The sequence below is a fragment of the Paraburkholderia piptadeniae genome, assembly GCF_900007165.1.
Lineage (GTDB): Bacteria > Pseudomonadota > Gammaproteobacteria > Burkholderiales > Burkholderiaceae > Paraburkholderia > Paraburkholderia piptadeniae.
In genome coordinates this window covers 114,253-132,391 of sequence record NZ_CYGY02000032.1, presented here as the reverse complement: position 1 = coordinate 132,391, position 18,139 = coordinate 114,253, and the positions used below count along the sequence as shown (strand labels likewise).

The following is an 18,139-nucleotide window of genomic DNA, read 5'->3' as shown; positions in this document are numbered from 1 at the left end:
CCCGCCTGACCTGATGCAGCTATACACACTGGGGAAGCACGTTGTTTAAACCTCATCGCTTTGTTCCAAAGACGGTTGTAGCCGCGGCATTCGCCGCGCATGGGCTGGTAGCTCATGCGACGACACCCTTCGTGGTGAAAGACATTCGGATCGAAGGGCTGCAACGGGTAGAACCCGGCACGGTGTTCTCCTATCTCCCCATCAAGCAAGGCGATACGTTTTCCGACGAAAAGGCTTCCGAAGCCATCCGCGCGCTGTACGCGACGGGCTTCTTCAACGACGTGAAGATCGCCACGGAAGGCGACGTCGTGGTGGTGCAGGTGCTGGAGCGTCCCGCCATCGGCACGATTGATTTCTCCGGCCTGCATGAATTTGAGAAGGACAACCTGGTCAAGGCGCTGCGCGCGGTCGGTCTGTCGCAGGGCCGGTATTACGACAAGGCACTCGTCGACAAGGCCGAGCAGGAACTGAAGCGCCAGTATCTGACGCGCGGCTTCTACGCCGCCGAAGTCACGACTACGATCACGCCGATCGATCGCAACCGTGTTGCGGTCCTGTTCGCCGTGATCGAAGGTCCCAGCGCGAAGATCCGCCAGATCAACTTCATCGGCAACAAGGCGTTCAGCACGGGCACGCTGCGCGACGAAATGCAGCTGTCCACGCCGAACTGGTTCTCCTGGTACACGAAGAACGATCTGTATTCGAAGGAAAAGCTCACCGGCGACCTCGAGAACGTCCGCTCGTATTACTTGAACCGCGGCTACCTCGAGTTCAACATCGAGTCGACCCAGGTGTCGATCACGCCGGACAAGAAGGACATGTATCTGACGGTGACGCTGCACGAAGGCGAGCCGTACACGATCAACAGCATCAAGCTCGCGGGCAATCTGCTCGACCGCGAAGCCGAACTGAACAAGCTGATCAAGATCAAGCCGGGCGACCGTTTCTCGGCGGAAAAGCTGCAGGCCACGACGAAGTCGATCGTCGACAAGCTCGGCGAATACGGCTACGCGTTCGCGACCGTGAACGCGCTGCCGCAAATCGACCAGGAGCATCACAAGGTCGACCTGACGCTGCAGGTCGATCCGAGCCGCCGTGTGTACGTGCGCCGTATCAACGTGAACGGCAACACGCGCACGCGCGACGAAGTGGTGCGCCGCGAGATGCGCCAGCTCGAAAGCTCGTGGTTCGATTCGAACCGCCTCGCGCTGTCGAAGGACCGCATCAACCGTCTCGGCTACTTCACGGATGTCGACGTGACGACGGTGCCCGTCGAAGGCACGCCGGACCAGGTGGACGTCGACGTGAAGGTCGCCGAAAAGCCGACGGGCGCGATCACGCTGGGCGCGGGTTTTTCGTCGACGGACAAGGTGGTGCTGTCGGCGGGCGTGTCGCAGGACAACGTGTTCGGTTCGGGCACGAGCCTTTCGGTGAACGTGAACACCGCGAAGACGTACCGTACGCTGACGGTCTCGCAGGTCGACCCGTACTTCACGGTCGACGGCATCAAGCGCATTACCGACGTCTACTACCGCACGTACGAGCCGCTGTACTACTCGACCGATTCGAGCTTCCGCATCGTCACGATGGGCGGCGACCTGAAGTTCGGCATCCCGTTCTCGGAAGTGGATACGGTGTACTTCGGCGCGGGCTTCGAGCAGAACACGCTGGACGTCGACGCAAATACGCCGCAGGCCTACAAGAACTACGTGCAGGACTTCGGCCGCGTGTCGAACAACGTGCCGTTGACGGTCGGCTGGTCGCGCGACGCGCGTGACAGCGCGCTGGTGCCGAGCCGCGGCTACTTCACGCAGGCGAATGCCGAATACGGCACGCCGATCGGCGGCACCGAGTATTACAAGGCCGACTTGCAGGCGCAGTACTATTATTCGTTTGCTCGCGGCTTCGTGCTGGGTTTCAACATCCAGGGCGGCTACGGCAACGGCATCGGCAACCCGTACCCGATCTTCAAGAACTACTACGCGGGCGGTATCGGCTCGGTCCGCGGCTATGAACCGAGCTCTCTGGGTCCGCGCGACACGGTTACGCATGACCCGATCGGCGGCAACAAGATGTTCGTGACCAACGTCGAACTCACGTTCCCGCTGCCGGGCACGGGCTATGACCGTACGCTGCGGGTGTTCACGTTCCTCGACGCCGGTAACGTGTGGGGCGATTCGCGTCAGGGCGGCAATACGACGGTCGGTTCGAACGGCTTGCGCTACGGTTACGGTGTCGGTCTCGCGTGGATTTCGCCGATCGGGCCGCTCAAGCTGTCGTTGGGCTTCCCGTTGCAGAAACACGCGGGCGACCAGTATCAGAAGTTCCAGTTCCAGATCGGGACGGCGTTCTGATCGCGCGCTCGAGAACCGGAACCCCTTACAGCATCGAGAGGATGACTTTGCTAACTGGTATGTTTTCGAAACGTGTGGCGTGCGCAATGGCCCTGGCCATGACGCTCGGCGTAGGCGGGGCGAATGCCGCGCAGGCGCAGGAAGCGCGGATCGCCGCGGTGAATTCGGATCGCATCCTGCGTGAGTCGTCGGCGGCGAAGGCGGCGCAGACCAAGCTGGAAGCGGAGTTCGCGAAGCGCGACAAGGATCTGCAGGACATGGCGCAGCGTCTCAAGTCGATGTCCGACTCGCTCGACAAGAACGGCGCGTCGATGTCGCCCGTCGATCGCGCGCAGAAGCAGCGCGACCTGTCGCAGCTCGACACGGACTTCCAGCGCAAGCAGCGCGAGTTCCGCGAAGACCTGAACCAGCGCCGCAACGAAGAGCTTGCAGCCGTGCTCGACCGCGCGAACAAGGTGATCAAGCAGATCGCCGAGCAGCAGCACTACGACCTGATCGTGCAGGAAGCGGTCTACGTCAGCCCGCGCATCGATATCACCGACCAGGTGCTGAAGGCGCTGGCATCGGCGGGCAACGGCGGCAGCGGCAACTGATAAGCGCAGGGGCGCATAAGCACAGCGCGAACGCGGTGAAAACGCGGCGTAAGACCGTCCCGCGAAACACTACCGGCGCGCGGTTCGCGTGCAAGGCAGGCAACTGAACAGCAGGAGCAGTACACGCATGGCATTCACGCTCGAGGAGATCGTGCAGCGGTTTGGCGGCGAAGTCGTCGGCGATCGCGCGCACCGCGTCGGCAATCTGGCGCCGCTCGACCAGGCTGGCCCGGATCAACTGGCGTTCCTCGCCAACCCGAAGTATCTGGCGCAGGTCGAAACGACGCGCGCGGGCGCGGTACTGATCAACGCGGCTGATCTCGCGAAGCTCGCTTCGCGCGACGGCCGTAACTTCATCGTCACGCCGAATCCCTACGCTTATTTCGCGCGTCTCGCGCAGGCCTTCATCGACATGGCCGCGCCAAAGGTGCAGCCGGGCGCGCACGCCAGCGCGGCCATCGACCCCTCCGCGCAGATCGCCGCGAGCGCCGTGATCGGCCCGAACGTGACGGTCGAAGCGGGCGTCGTGATCGGCGATAACGTGCGGCTCGACGCGAATGTGTTCATCGGGCGCGGCACGAAAATCGGCGCAGGCTCGCATCTGTACCCGAACGTCGCCGTCTATCACGGCTGCACTGTCGGCGAGCGCGTGATCATTCATGCAGGCGCCGTGATCGGCTCGGACGGCTTCGGCTTTGCACCGGACTTCGTCGGCGAAGGCGACGCCCGTACGGGCAGCTGGGTGAAGATTCCGCAAGTCGGCGGCGTATCGATCGGGCCCGACGTCGAAATCGGCGCAAATACGACGATCGACCGCGGCGCAATGGCCGATACCGTGATCGAAGAATGCGTGAAAATCGACAACCTCGTGCAGATCGGCCATAACTGCAAGATCGGCGCCTATACGGTGATCGCGGGTTGCGCAGGCGTCGCTGGCAGCACGACGATCGGCCGTCACTGCATGATCGGCGGCGCGGTCGGCATTGCCGGCCACGTCACCCTGGCCGACTACGTGATCGTCACGGCCCAGTCGGGCGTGTCGAAGTCGCTGTTGAAACCCGGCATGTACACGAGCGCGTTCCCGGCCGTGAATCACGCCGACTGGAACAAAAGCGCCGCGTTGATGCGCAATCTCGACAAGCTGCGAGACCGTATCAAGGCACTCGAAGCCGCCGTCGCCAGCGCCTCCGGAGACAAGGCGTAAGCGCCGGCCGGCGGGAAGCGCCGGCGCGCGCGGCCGACAGGCGGCGCGCGACCGGCACAGGAACGGGCGGCAGGGCGCGGTTCGTCTTCCATGCGCCAGCACCCAGCATTCGCAGTCATCATCGCGCAACCAATGCGTGAGCAGAAACACCATGAGCACCGAAAAAATCAATCTCGACATTCACAAGATCCTCACGCTGCTGCCGCATCGCTATCCGATCCTCCTCGTCGATCGGGTGCTCGAACTCGAGCCGCACAAGAGCATCAAGGCGCTGAAGAACGTGACGGTCAACGAACCGTTCTTCATGGGCCACTTCCCGAAGCGCCCCGTGATGCCGGGCGTGCTGATTCTGGAAGCGCTCGCGCAGACGGCTGCGCTCCTGACGTTCTCGGAAGAGCCACATGATCCCGACAACACGCTGTACCTGTTCGTCGGCATTGACAACGCGCGCTTCAAGCGCGTCGTCGAACCGGGCGACCAGCTGATCCTGAACGCCACGTTCGAGCGTCATATGCGCGGCATCTGGAAGTTCAAGGCGCGCGCCGAAGTGGACGGCCAGGTGGCGGCCGAAGCCGATCTGATGTGCGCCGTGCGCCAGACGGACAGCGAGTGACGGAAAGCAACTGGCCGTGACGGGCGGACAGCGGACGGACGGGGCTCATGCCCCGTCACGTCCCGTAACGCCGGCGGCAGAACGATCGAAACCTCGGGCTGTCACAAGATGGATTGCATCGTGACGGCTTGAACGCGCTGGATGGCGCAGCAGCGTCATCCGCGCCGTGTAACTGAAATACAGCGGGAAATACAGCGAGGGCGCATGAGCAGGATTCATCCTACTGCGATCATCGAATCGGGCGCGCAGCTCGACGAATCGGTCGAGATCGGACCGTACGCAATCGTCGGCGCGAACGTCACGATCGGTGCGCGCACCACGGTCGGTTCGCACAGCGTGATCGAAGGACATACGACGATCGGCGAAGACAACCGCATCGGCCATTACGCATCGGTCGGCGGCCGGCCGCAGGACATGAAGTACAGGGACGAGCCCACGAAGCTCGTGATCGGCAACCGCAACACGATCCGCGAATTCACGACGATCCACACGGGCACCGTGCAGGACCAGGGCATCACGACGCTCGGCGACGACAACTGGATCATGGCCTACGTGCATATCGGCCACGACTGCCAGATCGGCAGCAACGTGATCCTGTCGAGCAATGCGCAGATGGCGGGCCACGTGATCATCGGCGATTACGCGATTGTCGGCGGCATGTCGGGCGTGCACCAGTTCGTGCGCATCGGCGCGCATTCGATGCTGGGCGGCGCGTCAGCGCTCGTGCAGGACATCCCGCCGTTCGTGATCGCAGCGGGCAACAAGGCCGAGCCGCACGGCATCAACGTCGAAGGGCTGCGCCGCCGCGGCTTCTCGGCGGACGCCATTTCGGCGCTGCGCTCGGCCTATCGGCTGCTGTACAAGAACAGCCTGTCGCTCGAAGAAGCGAAGGTGCAATTGCGCGAACTCGCGACGGCGGGCGGCGACGGCGACGAGCCCGTGAGCGCGCTCGTCGAATTCGTCGAGCAGTCGCAGCGCGGCATCATCCGCTAACCGATGCCGTTGCCTACCAGTCCGCTGCGGCTCGCATTGGTGGCCGGCGAGCCGTCGGGCGACCTGCTTGCGGCGTCGCTGCTGGACGGGCTCGCGGCCCGTCTGCCGCAAGGGACGCAGTACTTCGGCATCGGCGGCCCGCGCATGACCGCGAAGGGCTTCGACGCGCACTTTCCGATGGAAAAGCTGTCGGTGCGCGGCTACGTCGAAGCGCTGAAGCATATTCCCGAGATTCTCGGCATCCGCAACGAGCTGAAGCGCCAGTTGCTGGCGGAGCCGCCTTCGGCGTTCATCGGCGTCGATGCGCCGGACTTCAACTTCGGCCTCGAGCATGCGTTGCGCGACGCGGGCATTCCGACCATTCACTTCGTCTGTCCGTCGATCTGGGCATGGCGCGGCGGCCGGATCAAGAAGATCGTCAAGGCCGTCGATCACATGCTGTGCGTATTCCCGTTCGAAAAGGTGCTGCTCGAGAAATCGGGCGTCGCGGCGACCTATGTCGGGCATCCGCTCGCCGATGAAATCCCGCTCGAACCGGACATGGCGGGCGCGCGCCGCGTGCTCGGGCTGCCCGAAAGCGGCCCAGTGATCGCCGTGCTGCCGGGCAGCCGCCGCTCGGAAATCTCGCTGATCGGACCGACGTTCTTCGACGCGATGGAACTGATGTTGCAGCGCGAGCCGGGCGTGCGCTTCGTGATGCCGGCAGCGACGCCTGCGCTGCGCGAACTGCTGAAGCCGTTCGTCGACGCGCACCCGAAGCTGCCGCTGACGCTGACGGACGGCAACGCTCAGCTTGCGATGACGGCCGCTGACGCGATTCTCGTGAAAAGCGGCACGGTCACGCTGGAAGCGGCGCTGCTGAAGAAGCCGATGGTGATTTCGTACAAGGTGCCCTGGCTGACGGGGCAGATCATGCGCCGTCAGGGGTATTTGCCGTACGTGGGCCTGCCGAACATTCTGGCCGGGCGTTTCGTCGTGCCCGAAATCCTGCAGCACTTCGCGACGCCCGAAGCGTTGGCCGACGCCACGCTGACTCAGTTGCGCGACGATGCAAACCGGCGCACGCTGACGGAAATCTTCACCGAGATGCATCACGTGCTGAAGCAGAACACAGCGCAGCGTGCCGCGGAAGCGGTCGTCGGCGTCATCGAAGCGCGCCGGGGGCGTCCATGACGGGCGCGACGGGCAAGGCCGCGCCGCGCCGCAAGGCGCCTGCGACGATCGCGAAACAGGCCGGCCTCGATTTTTCATCGCCGGAAGACGTCATTTGCGGCGTCGACGAAGCAGGGCGCGGTCCGCTCGCGGGCCCCGTGGTGGCCGCCGCCGTCATTCTCGATCCGACGAAACCGCGCATCCGTGGACTCGGCGATTCGAAGGCGCTGACGGCGAAAAAGCGCGAAGAGCTGTACGACAAGATCATCGAACGGTCGCTTGCGTATTGCGTCGCGTCGGCGTCGGTGGAAGAGATCGACACGCTGAACATCCTGCACGCGACGATGCTCGCGATGAAGCGCGCCGTCGAAGGGCTGAACGTCGCGCCGACGCTCGCGAAGATCGACGGCAACCGTTGCCCGACGCTGAGCATTCGCAGCGAGGCGATCGTCAGCGGCGATGCGCTCGTGCCGTGCATCTCGGCGGCGTCGATTCTCGCGAAGGTCACACGCGACCGGATGCTGCTCGAACTGCATCAGACGTTCCCGATGTACGGCTTCGACGCGCACGCGGGCTACGGCACGCCGCAGCATCTGCTGGCGCTACGCGATCATGGTCCGTGCGAGCATCACCGGCGCTCGTTTGCGCCCGTGCGCGACGCGTATCTGCGGCTCGGCATGGCTGTCGATTTGCCTGAGAACGTCGTAATCGTGCCGCCCGTCGCAGACGACGACGTGCTCATCGCCGACGACAGCGCTCCGTTCTGACGTCTCACGGAAACGACTCAAGCGCCTTCGGGCGCTTTTCTTTTCACCGCTTTTCTTATCGTACCGATACGGTCTTCGCTGCCAGTGAAAGCCATTACCTCGCGGGACAATCCGCTCTACAAACGTCTGAAGGCATTGGCCGGCTCGACGCATCAACAGCGCAGGAGCGGCCATGCGCTGCTCGAAGGGTTTCATCTGGCGGGCGCCTATCTCGATGTCGCGGGGCAGCCCGAGACGTGCGTCGTCACGGAAGGCGCGCTGCGCCACGACGAAGCGCAGGCCATCGTCGCGCGCATCGATGAGCGGCGCATCGTCACGCTGCCCGATACGCTCTTCGGGCAACTGTCGAATGTCGTGAACGGCGTGGGCATGCTGCTGCTCGTCGAGAAGCTCGACGAGGCGCTGCCGGATCGCGTGACGCAAGGCTGCATCGTGCTCGATGGCGTGCAAGACGCGGGCAATGTCGGCTCGATTCTGCGCAGCGCGGCGGCGGCGGGCATCGGCCATGTGTTCTGCGCGCCGGGCACCGCGTACGCGTGGTCGTCGAAAGTGCTGCGCTCCGGCATGGGCGCGCATTTCCTGCTGCGCATTCATGAGGATGTCGAACCGCAGACGCTAATCGAGCGGCTCGACGTGCCCGTCGCGATCACCGACTCGCACGGCGCGCAGGCGATTTACGACACCGATTTGTCGGGCCCGGTCGTGTGGGTGTTCGGCAACGAAGGGGCGGGCGTGTCGCGGGCATGGCGCGACGCGGTGACGTATCGCGTGACGATTCCGCAGCCGGGCGGGATGGAATCGCTGAATGTCGCGGCGGCCGCGGCCGTGTGTCTTTTCGAGCAGTGCCGGCAGCAGCGCGGGCACGAGCCGCGCGCTTCCAGCTAACCTTCACGCCGGCTGCATCAATACGACGACCGGTCGAGCCTGATTTCCTGCAGGATGGTCGTCGCGATTTCCTCGATCGACTTGTGCGTCGACGACAGCCACTTGATGCCTTCGCGCCGCATCATCGTCTCGGCTTCGTTGATTTCGTACCGGCAGTTTTCCAGCGCGGCGTACTTGCTGCCGGGGCGCCGCTCGTTTCGAATCTCCGAAAGCCGTTGCGGATCGATCGACAGCCCGAACATCTTCGTGCGATGCGCGAGCAGCGGCGTCGGCAGCTTGCCGCGCTCGAAGTCTTCGGGAATCAGCGGATAGTTCGCGGCCTTCACGCCGTACTGCATCGCCAGATAAAGGCTCGTCGGCGTCTTGCCGCTGCGCGACACGCCGACGAGGATCACGTCCGCTTCTTCGAGATTGCGATTCGATTGTCCGTCGTCGTGGGCGAGCGAGAAGTTGATCGCCTCGATCCGGTTCTTGTACTCCTCGGTATCGGCGTTCTGGTGGCCGCGGCCCATCGCGTGGCTCGACTTCAGCTCCAGTTCCTGTTCGAGCGGCTCGACGAAGGTCTGGAACATGTCCAGCACGAGCGCGTTCGAGTCCTTCACGATCTGGTTCGACGCGCTGTTCACGAGCGTCGTGAAGACGATCGGGCGACGGCCTTCGTGATGGGCGGATTCGTTGATCTTTTCGAGCGTGGCGTACGCCTTTTCCGTCGAATCGACGAATGGCACACGGACCAGGCGAAATTTCTGGTCGAACTGGGAGAGGATCGAATGCGCGAAGGTTTCGGCAGTAATCCCGGTACCGTCGGAGACGATGAATACGGTGGGCGGCATCAGTGGGGACAGGGAACGCGAGCGTCAAAATCCGCTCAAATGAGACATCGCCGCGTGGCACCCGCTGCCCGGTGGCTGGCCGGAAACCTTGCAGCGGCGCCGCTCGAGGCGCAATTCTTGTCCGACCGTCACATTTCGAGAGTCGGCACGGTAGAATAGCGGCAACCTGTTGGATAAGCAATTGCAGCCAAATCGCGTAACTATCTGTTATCGCACTTGGATTGCGTCGCGATTTGTTCGTATCTTGCACGGCTACGCCGCAAGTTCGTTCAATCTCCTGCTTCGTCGGGCTTCGTGTCGAACGTCTGGTTCTTCAGCGATTGCTTTTCCAACAGGTTGCGCAAGGCACGAGCCACGCTTCCAATGAGCGCCTCGTGTTCAAGCCCACTTGCGCAATCGAGCATTTTTTTCACACTTAGGGGCTTGTATGACTAACGCAGTTAACGTTGCTAAGGATCAGGCGTATGTAGTTCCATTCGAGCAGTTGCGAATGACCGACGTGGACATCGTCGGCGGCAAGAATGCATCGCTCGGCGAGATGATCAGTCAGCTCGCGGAAGCAGGTGTGCGCGTGCCGACCGGCTTTGCGACGACGGCGCTCGCATTCCGCGAGTTCCTGCATCACAACAACCTGACCGAACGCATCGCGCAACGTCTGGAGACGCTCGACGTCGACGACGTGAAGGCGCTTGCCGCTGCGGGCAAGGAGATCCGTCAATGGATCGTCGACGCCCCGATGCAGCCGCGTCTCGAGCAGGAAATTCGCGCGGCGTTCGAAACGCTCTCGAAGAGCTCGCCTGAGGAACTGTCGTTCGCGGTCCGTTCGTCGGCAACGGCGGAAGACCTGCCGGACGCATCGTTCGCGGGCCAGCAGGAAAGCTACCTGAACGTGGTCGGCATCGAAGACGTGCTCGATCGCATGAAGCACGTGTTCGCGTCGCTGTACAACGACCGCGCCATCTCCTATCGCGTTCACAAGGGCTTTACGCACGCGGAAGTCGCGTTGTCGGCGGGCGTGCAGCGCATGGTGCGCTCGGACGTCGGCGCAGCGGGCGTGATGTTCACGCTCGACACCGAATCGGGCTTCAAGGACGCCGTCTTCATCACGTCGAGCTACGGCTTGGGTGAAACCGTCGTGCAAGGCGCGGTGAATCCGGACGAGTTCTACGTCTTCAAGACCACGCTCGCGCAGAACAAATACCCGATCATCCGCCGCTCGATCGGCTCGAAGCTCATCAAGATGGAGTTCACGAAGGCAGGCGAAGAAGGCCGCGTGAAGACCGTCGACGTGTCGCACGAGCAGCGCAACCGTTTCTCGATCACCGACGACGACGTGATTGAGCTCGCGAAATACGCGGTTATCATCGAGAAGCACTACGAGCGTCCGATGGACATCGAGTGGGGCAAGGACGGTCGCGACGGCAAGATCTTCATCCTGCAGGCGCGTCCTGAAACGGTGAAGAGCCAGGGTCACAACAAGGCTGAGCAGCGCTTCAAGCTGAAGGGCCAGTCGCAGGTGCTGGCGACGGGCCGCGCGATCGGCCAGAAGATCGGCGCGGGTCCTGTGCGCGTGATCCATGATCCGTCGGAGATGGAGCGCGTGCAGCCGGGCGACGTGCTGGTCGCGGACATGACCGATCCGAACTGGGAGCCGGTGATGAAGCGCGCGGCGGCCATCGTCACGAACCGTGGCGGCCGCACCTGCCATGCGGCGATCATCGCGCGCGAGCTGGGCGTGCCCGCCGTAGTGGGCTGCGGCGATGCGACCGACGTGCTGAAGGACGGCTCGCTCGTTACGGTGTCGTGCTCGGAAGGCGACGAAGGCAAGATCTACGACGGTCTGCTCGAAACGGAGGTGACGGAAATCCAGCGTGGCGAACTGCCGGAAATCCCCGTGAAGATCATGATGAACGTCGGCAATCCGCAGCTCGCGTTCGACTTCGCGCAACTGCCGAACAAGGGCGTGGGTCTCGCACGGCTGGAATTCATCATCAACAACAACATCGGCGTTCATCCGAAGGCGATTCTCGAGTATCCGAACGTCGATCAGGACCTGAAGAAGGCCGTCGAAAGCGTCGCGCGCGGTCATGCATCGCCGCGTGCGTTCTACGTCGACAAGCTGACGGAAGGCATCGCGACGATCGGCGCGGCGTTCTATCCGAAGCCCGTGATCGTGCGTCTGTCGGACTTCAAGTCGAACGAGTACAAGAAGCTGATCGGCGGCTCGCGCTATGAGCCGGACGAGGAAAACCCGATGCTGGGCTTCCGCGGCGCATCGCGTTATATCGCCGAAGACTTCGCGCAGGCGTTCGAAATGGAATGCATGGCGCTCAAGCGCGTGCGCGAAGAGATGGGCCTCGACAATGTCGAGATCATGGTGCCGTTCGTGCGTACGCTGAAGCAGGCGGAGCGCGTGGTGAACCTGCTCGCGAAGTACGGCCTGAAGCGCGGCGAAAACGGCCTGCGCCTGATCATGATGTGCGAAGTGCCGTCGAACGCGATCCTCGCCGAAGAGTTCCTGCAGTTCTTCGACGGCTTCTCGATCGGCTCGAACGACCTGACGCAGCTCACGCTCGGCCTCGACCGCGACTCGGGCATGGAACTGCTCGCCGTCGACTTCGACGAGCGCGATCCCGCCGTCAAGTTCATGTTGAAGCGCGCGATCGACACGTGCCTGCGCCTGAACAAGTACGTCGGCATCTGCGGCCAGGGCCCGTCGGATCATCCGGATTTCGCGCAATGGCTGACGGACGAAGGCATTGCGTCGATCTCGCTGAACCCGGACACGATCATCGATACGTGGCAGGCGCTGGCGAAAACGATGGCGAAGTAAGCATTGCGCATCGTTTGTAGAGGTATGTAAAACGTACTTCAGCGAACGATAAAACGTCGACGCTTCATGCTATAAACACCCCGGTAGATCCGGGGTGTTTTGCTTTGTGGAGGCCAACGTGATGCATAGCGGGCTGTTCTGGTGGATTGGCGCAGGCGTGCTGATCGTGCTCGAACTGATGCACGGCACGTTCTATCTGCTGATGGTGGCGCTGGGTTTTATCGCGGCGGCCCTTGCGCGTCTGGCAGGCGCCGACTTGCCGTTGCAGTTCGGCGTTGCAGCCGTTGTCGCGCTTGGCGCGGTGATCGTTCTGCGCAAGTCGCGCTATGGACGCAAGACGAAAACGCGCGCCGAGGCCGCGCGCAATCCCGACGTCAATCTCGACATCGGCTCGACACTGACCGTGCCCGCGTGGCACGACGGGCGCGCTCGGACCAGCTATCGCGGCGCGTCATGGGAAGTCGAACTCTCACCCGGCGAGCCGGAAGACGCGAACCTCTACGAAATCACTGCGCTGCGTGGCAACTGCCTGGTCGTTGTCGCAAGAAAGCACGCGGCTCGAACTTGAATAACGGGATCTGATTCAAGCGTCGTTCGGACGCAACTCACGCGCATCAGGATGCGCACAACAATTCAAAAACAGATTGGGGGTGCGGGAATGGAACCGTCGAGCATCGTTGGGCTCGTGTTGCTGATCGTCGTGATCGTGACTGCCGCGAAGACGATCAAGATCGTGCCGCAGCAGCACGCGTGGGTGCTGGAGCGGCTCGGGCGCTATCACGCGACGTTGACGCCAGGCCTGACGTTCGTGCTGCCGTTCATCGACCGGATCGCGTACAAGCACGTGCTCAAGGAAATTCCGCTCGACGTCCCGAGCCAGGTCTGCATCACGCGCGACAACACACAGTTGCAGGTCGACGGCGTGCTGTATTTTCAGGTCACCGATCCAATGAAGGCGTCATACGGATCGAGCAATTTCGTGTTCGCGATCACGCAACTGTCGCAGACCACGCTGCGTTCGGTGATCGGCAAGCTCGAACTGGACAAAACCTTCGAGGAGCGCGACTTCATCAACCATTCGATCGTGTCGGCGCTCGACGAAGCGGCTTCGAACTGGGGCGTCAAGGTACTGCGCTACGAGATCAAGGATCTGACGCCACCGAAGGAAATCCTCCACGCGATGCAGGCGCAGATCACGGCCGAACGGGAGAAGCGCGCGCTGATCGCAGCGTCGGAAGGGCGCAAGCAGGAGCAGATCAATATCGCGTCGGGCGGACGCGAGGCGGCCATTCAGAAGTCCGAAGGCGAGCGTCAGGCGGCGATCAACCAGGCGCAAGGTCAGGCGGCGGCGATTCTGGCTGTCGCCGAGGCCAACTCTCAGGCAATTCAGAAGATTGCGGCCGCGATTCAATCGACGGGCGGCATGGAAGCCGTGAATCTGAAGGTCGCCGAGCAGTACGTGAATGCGTTTGCGAATCTGGCGAAGGCGGGCAATACGCTGATCGTGCCGGGCAACATGTCGGACATGAGCTCGATGATCGCGTCGGCGCTAACGATCGTGAAGCAGGGCAAGACGACTGCCTGAACGTTTGGCGAGCGCGACATGAGCGCGCGTTTCGCAAGAGCACGACGAGGAAAAAATAGCCCGCATGTTACTGCGGGCCATTGTCTATCCGGTGATTGAAAAGAGCGTGCCGGCTCAGGTCGGCGTGCGCATCAGCCGCGCTTTTTCGCGTTCCCAATCGCGCTTCTTCTCGGTCTCGCGCTTGTCGTGCAGCTTCTTGCCTTTCGCGAGGCCGATCTCGCATTTGACGCGACCGTTCTTGTAGTGAAAGTTCAGCGGCACGAGCGTATAGCCGCGCTGCTCGACCTTGCCGATCAGCTTGCTGATTTCTTCCGCGCGCAGCAGCAGCTTGCGCGTGCGGACGGGGTCCGGCTTGATGTGCGTCGACGCTTCGGGCAGCGGGCTGATGTGCGTGCCGATCAGAAACAGCTCGGCGTTCCTGATCACCACGTAGCCTTCCTTGATCTGGCCGCGCCCGGCGCGCAGCGCCTTGACTTCCCAGCCCTCCAGCACGAGCCCCGCCTCGTAACGCTCCTCGACCGAATAATCGAAGAACGCTTTTCTGTTGTCGATGATGCTCATGAATGGAAACGGCCCAACTCGTTTAAAATCACGATTTTAGCAAAGCGGGCCGCCGAAAACCCGTCGCCGTGTCACTCAGTTGTCACGCGTTCGCTATTTCCCAATCACCGTTGCCACGCGCTGTTCAATTTATGGCAGATGTCCAGAAAACCGTGTTGATACGCCATTCGGCGGAACAGATGTTCGACCTCGTCACCGATGTCGCCGACTACCCCAATTTTCTTCCGTGGTGCGGCGGCGTCGAGATCCGCCGCCAGGAAGATAATCTGATGGAGGCGAAGATCGACATCAATTTCAAGGGCATCAAGCAGCACTTCGCGACGCACAACACGCAGGAGCGTCCCACGCGCATCGACATGGAGTTCGCCGACGGTCCGTTTCGCAAGTTCACCGGCTACTGGCGCTTCACGCCGCTGCGCGCGGACGCATGCAAGATCGAATTCGCGCTGCACTATGAGTTCACGAGCGTCCTGCTGGAAAAGATCATCGGGCCGGTGTTCAATCATATCGCGAACACTTTCGTCGAATCGTTCGTGAAGCGCGCCGATCAGCGCTACGGCAAGGCATGAGCGTGAATCTGACCATCGAAGTCTGCTACGCACTGCCTCACGAGCAGACGCTGATCCAGCTCGAACTGCCGCAAGGCGCGACGCTGCGTCAGGCCATCGACGCGAGCGGCATCCTCGCGCGGCATCCCGATATCGATCTGACGAAGCAGAAGACGGGCGTGTTCGGCAGGCTCAAGCCGCTCGACGCCGTGCTGGAGGATCATGATCGCGTCGAGATCTACCGGCCGCTGATCGTCGATCCGAAGGTGTCGCGGCAGCGGCGCGTCGAGAAGTCGCGCAGGGAAGGGTCGGTCGAGGGCCGCAAATGGCTGCCCAAGGATTCGCGCTGACACAAAGCCATCGACGCAGCGAAAGAACGTCGAACGGCGCACCGCATGACACGGTGCGCCGTTTTTTGTCTCGTCGACCGCCGGGCGCCGTTTTTGTGCCAAGCCGAAGACTGAGTGCCGCGCGCCGTGTTCAGTGCACAGCCGCCTGGGCCTTTTCTTCGAGCGTCGAGCGGTCCGAATCGTCGCCGGCATGCTGGCGCACCGACCAGCTGACGCCCGCGACCAGCAGCACGATCGCCGCCAGTTCGAGCGGACGCGGCATGCGATGGTCGTAGATGAACGCGTAGAGCAGTGCGAACAGCGTCTCGAACACGATCAACTGACCCGACAGCGTGAGCGGCAGACGCTTGGACGCCGCGTTCCACAGGCCGTTGCCGAGCCACGACGCGCCGATCGCAAGGCCCAGATTCAGCAGCCAGAACAGATGCCAGCGCGTATCGACGTGCGATGTATCGACGGCCGCCGACGGCAGCAGCGCGACGACGAGCCACAGCAGCGCGCCGAGCAGGCCCGTCACGACGCCCCACAGCACCGACCATTCGTTGCCGCTGAAATGCGTCTGACGCTGCAGATAGCGCGCGTTTTCGACGGCAAACCACGTCCAGCAGACGAGCGCGCCGACCGCGCAGGCAATCCCCACCAGCTTCGTCACGATCGACATCGAACCGGCCCCCGGCGTCGTGCCCGACGCGCTGAACACGTCGACATTGATGCACGCGATGCCCGCGACGACGAGCGCGAGCGGCCACACGAGCCGCGTGAGCGGCACTGCGCCGTGATCGCGCCGGCCGAGCAGCGTCACCGTGACGGGCAGCACGCCGACGATCAACGAAGACGGCGCAATGCCGACGAGGTGAACCGCGCCCGTCAGCAGCAGGTAGTAGAGCAGATTGCCCGCAAGCGCGAGCTTGACGAGCGCGTGCAGGTCTTCGCGGGTGAGCCGGCGCAGCAGCGAGCGCGCCGACGGCAACGCGGCGACGAGCGACACCACGCCATACATCACGTATCGGCCGGCGCTCAGCAGCACGGGCGAAAAATCAGGCAGCAGGCGCGGCACCAGAAAGACCATGCCCCATAACGCTCCCGCCAACATCCCGTACGCCACGCCGCGCTGCATTGCCTGCCTCGAATCGAAAACTGAAAGTGTGCGAAGCATAACGGGCCGCAAGCGTCTGCGTCTTGTTCGATTCTGCACTTTGCGGGCATGGCGACTATGCTGATGAAAGCCCGCGCGCTCGAATGAGCAAACGAAACCCGATTGAACGCGAGCCGAACGCGGAAGCGAAATTCGGCCGCCGCTCGATGCGAAAAAACGTTGAACAATTTCGCTAACTGACTGTTCGCGCAGTGAAAACCGGGGATGTATCGCGTATAATTCGCTTTTGCGCCTATAGGATTTGCCATGCGTCTGATCCAAAAAGCACTCACGTTCGATGACGTGCTCCTCGTCCCGGCCTTCTCCGATGTTCTGCCGCGCGACACCAGCCTGAAAACCCGGCTGACCCGCAAGATATCCCTCAATATGCCGCTCGTGTCCGCCGCGATGGACACCGTCACGGAAGCGCGCCTCGCCATCGCGATGGCGCAGATGGGCGGCGTCGGCATCATCCACAAGAATCTCACGGCGGCCGAGCAGGCTCGCGAAGTCGCAAAGGTCAAGCGTTTCGAATCGGGCGTCGTGCGCGATCCGATCACGATTCCGCCGCAGATGAAGGTGAGCGACGTGATCGCCTTGTCGCGCCAGCATGGCATTTCGGGCTTCCCGGTCGTCGAAGGGGCGCAACTGATCGGCATCGTGACGAACCGCGACCTGCGCTTCGAAACGCGCCTCGAAGAGCCCGTGCGCACGATCATGACGCCGCGCGAGCGTCTCGTGACGGTCAAGGAAGGCACGCCGCTCGCCGAAGCGAAGGCGCTGATGCACAGCCACCGCCTCGAGCGCGTGCTGGTCGTCAACGACGCATTCGAGCTGCGCGGCCTGATGACCGTGAAGGACATCACGAAGCAGACGGAGCACCCGGACGCCTGTAAGGACGAGCACGGCAAGCTGCGCGCGGGGGCCGCTGTCGGCGTCGGAGCGGACAACGAAGAGCGCGTGTCGCTGCTGGTGCAGGCGGGCGTCGACGTGATCGTCGTCGATACGGCGCATGGCCACAGCAAGGGCGTGTTGGAGCGCGTCCAGTGGGTCAAGAAGAACTTCCCGCACGTCGAGGTGATCGGCGGCAACATCGCGACGGCCGATGCAGCGAAGGCGCTCGTCGAGTACGGCGCGGACGGCGTGAAGGTCGGCATCGGCCCGGGCTCGATCTGCACGACGCGTATCGTCGCGGGTGTCGGCGTGCCGCAAATCTCGGCGATCGCGAACGTGTCGGCGGCGCTCAAGGGCTCCGGCGTCCCCGTGATCGCGGACGGCGGCGTGCGCTTCTCGGGCGATGTCAGCAAGGCGCTGGCCGCGGGCGCAAACGCCGTGATGATGGGCAGCATGTTCGCCGGCACGGAAGAGTCGCCGGGCGACGTGTTCCTGTATCAGGGCCGCCAGTACAAGTCGTATCGCGGCATGGGCTCCGTCGGCGCGATGAAGGACGGCGCGGCTGACCGCTACTTCCAGGACAACTCCGCGAATATCGACAAGCTGGTGCCCGAAGGCATCGAAGGCCGCGTCGCGTACAAGGGCTCGGTCGGCGCGATCCTGTTCCAGCTGATCGGCGGCGTGCGCGCGAGCATGGGCTACTGCGGCTGCAATACGATCGACGAGCTGCACGAAAAGGCCGAGTTCGTCGAAATCACGGCGGCGGGCATGCGCGAATCGCACGTGCACGACGTGCAGATCACGAAGGAAGCGCCCAACTACCACGTGGACTGATCGCC

Annotated in this window: 18 protein-coding genes; 14 read left to right on the top strand and 4 right to left on the bottom strand. The window is 62.9% G+C overall.

Translation table 11 applies throughout. From position 1 onward, the window contains the following. The first annotated feature begins 41 nt into the window (after nucleotides 1-41). From bamA to BN2476_RS17115, 8 genes are all read left to right on the top strand, one after another. Complete coding sequence (gene bamA / locus BN2476_RS17150; RefSeq protein WP_087735365.1) at nucleotides 42-2,354, top strand: outer membrane protein assembly factor BamA; 2,313 nt, start codon at nucleotides 42-44, stop codon at nucleotides 2,352-2,354. Nucleotides 2,355-2,395: 41 nt separating this feature from the next. Next, complete coding sequence (locus BN2476_RS17145) at nucleotides 2,396-2,947, top strand: OmpH/Skp family outer membrane protein (RefSeq protein ID WP_173819631.1); 552 nt, start codon at nucleotides 2,396-2,398, stop codon at nucleotides 2,945-2,947. 127 nt (nucleotides 2,948-3,074) lie between these two features. Then, nucleotides 3,075-4,151, top strand: a complete 1,077-nt coding sequence (gene lpxD / locus BN2476_RS17140) for a UDP-3-O-(3-hydroxymyristoyl)glucosamine N-acyltransferase (protein ID WP_087735363.1) — start codon at nucleotides 3,075-3,077, stop codon at nucleotides 4,149-4,151. A 151-nt stretch (nucleotides 4,152-4,302) separates the two neighbouring features. Beyond that, nucleotides 4,303-4,764: a 3-hydroxyacyl-ACP dehydratase FabZ gene (fabZ, locus tag BN2476_RS17135; RefSeq protein ID WP_087735362.1), complete on the top strand. Its 462-nt coding sequence runs from the start codon at nucleotides 4,303-4,305 to the stop codon at nucleotides 4,762-4,764. A 204-nt stretch (nucleotides 4,765-4,968) separates the two neighbouring features. Further along, a complete protein-coding gene (gene lpxA / locus BN2476_RS17130) occupies nucleotides 4,969-5,757 on the top strand; it encodes an acyl-ACP--UDP-N-acetylglucosamine O-acyltransferase (protein ID WP_087735361.1) in 789 nt (262 codons plus the stop codon). Between the two features lie 3 nt (nucleotides 5,758-5,760). Continuing rightward, entirely contained in the window at nucleotides 5,761-6,930 is a 1,170-nt protein-coding gene (gene lpxB / locus BN2476_RS17125) for a lipid-A-disaccharide synthase (RefSeq protein ID WP_087735360.1), read from the top strand. Then, complete coding sequence (gene rnhB, locus BN2476_RS17120; protein ID WP_087735359.1) at nucleotides 6,927-7,676, top strand: ribonuclease HII; 750 nt, start codon at nucleotides 6,927-6,929, stop codon at nucleotides 7,674-7,676. Before lpxB ends, rnhB begins: the two co-directional genes overlap by 4 nt. A gap of 84 nt (nucleotides 7,677-7,760) precedes the next feature. Continuing rightward, nucleotides 7,761-8,561 carry a TrmH family RNA methyltransferase gene (locus BN2476_RS17115; protein ID WP_087735358.1) on the top strand — a complete coding sequence of 267 codons (801 nt, stop codon included), beginning with the start codon at nucleotides 7,761-7,763 and terminating at the stop codon, nucleotides 8,559-8,561. Nucleotides 8,562-8,578: 17 nt separating this feature from the next. Here the strand turns inward: BN2476_RS17115 and ppsR are convergent, their stop codons facing one another. After that, complete coding sequence (gene ppsR, locus BN2476_RS17110; RefSeq protein ID WP_087735357.1) at nucleotides 8,579-9,394, bottom strand: posphoenolpyruvate synthetase regulatory kinase/phosphorylase PpsR; 816 nt, start codon at nucleotides 9,392-9,394, stop codon at nucleotides 8,579-8,581. A 269-nt stretch (nucleotides 9,395-9,663) separates the two neighbouring features. Further along, on the bottom strand, nucleotides 9,664-9,807 hold the full coding sequence (locus BN2476_RS46500) for a hypothetical protein (protein ID WP_160111727.1): 144 nt from the start codon (nucleotides 9,805-9,807) through the stop codon (nucleotides 9,664-9,666). 14 nt (nucleotides 9,808-9,821) lie between these two features. Here BN2476_RS46500 and ppsA point away from each other — a divergent pair, with 14 nt between their 5' ends. The 3 genes from ppsA (at nucleotide 9,822) to BN2476_RS17095 (ending at nucleotide 13,812) form a co-directional block, all read left to right on the top strand. Beyond that, nucleotides 9,822-12,227 (top strand): phosphoenolpyruvate synthase, encoded by a 2,406-nt coding sequence (ppsA, locus tag BN2476_RS17105; protein ID WP_087735356.1) that lies wholly within the window; start codon nucleotides 9,822-9,824, stop codon nucleotides 12,225-12,227. Between the two features lie 118 nt (nucleotides 12,228-12,345). Further along, complete coding sequence (locus BN2476_RS17100) at nucleotides 12,346-12,795, top strand: NfeD family protein (protein ID WP_087735520.1); 450 nt, start codon at nucleotides 12,346-12,348, stop codon at nucleotides 12,793-12,795. 90 nt (nucleotides 12,796-12,885) lie between these two features. Next, a complete protein-coding gene (locus BN2476_RS17095) occupies nucleotides 12,886-13,812 on the top strand; it encodes an SPFH domain-containing protein (protein WP_087735355.1) in 927 nt (308 codons plus the stop codon). 114 nt (nucleotides 13,813-13,926) lie between these two features. Here the strand turns inward: BN2476_RS17095 and smpB are convergent, their stop codons facing one another. After that, nucleotides 13,927-14,373 carry an SsrA-binding protein SmpB gene (smpB, locus tag BN2476_RS17090; protein ID WP_087735354.1) on the bottom strand — a complete coding sequence of 149 codons (447 nt, stop codon included), beginning with the start codon at nucleotides 14,371-14,373 and terminating at the stop codon, nucleotides 13,927-13,929. Nucleotides 14,374-14,504: 131 nt separating this feature from the next. Here smpB and BN2476_RS17085 point away from each other — a divergent pair, with 131 nt between their 5' ends. Beyond that, nucleotides 14,505-14,942: a type II toxin-antitoxin system RatA family toxin gene (locus tag BN2476_RS17085; protein ID WP_087735353.1), complete on the top strand. Its 438-nt coding sequence runs from the start codon at nucleotides 14,505-14,507 to the stop codon at nucleotides 14,940-14,942. Next, nucleotides 14,939-15,271, top strand: a complete 333-nt coding sequence (locus BN2476_RS17080) for an RnfH family protein (RefSeq protein ID WP_087735352.1) — start codon at nucleotides 14,939-14,941, stop codon at nucleotides 15,269-15,271. Before BN2476_RS17085 ends, BN2476_RS17080 begins: the two co-directional genes overlap by 4 nt. Before the next feature lie 130 nt (nucleotides 15,272-15,401). On the opposite strand, the gene BN2476_RS17075 is transcribed toward BN2476_RS17080, so the two are convergent. After that, nucleotides 15,402-16,388, bottom strand: a complete 987-nt coding sequence (locus BN2476_RS17075) for a DMT family transporter (RefSeq protein ID WP_087735351.1) — start codon at nucleotides 16,386-16,388, stop codon at nucleotides 15,402-15,404. Between the two features lie 285 nt (nucleotides 16,389-16,673). Here BN2476_RS17075 and guaB point away from each other — a divergent pair, with 285 nt between their 5' ends. After that, nucleotides 16,674-18,134, top strand: coding sequence for an IMP dehydrogenase (gene guaB / locus BN2476_RS17070; protein ID WP_087735350.1), 1,461 nt, complete (start codon nucleotides 16,674-16,676; stop codon nucleotides 18,132-18,134). Nucleotides 18,135-18,139 lie beyond the last annotated feature (5 nt).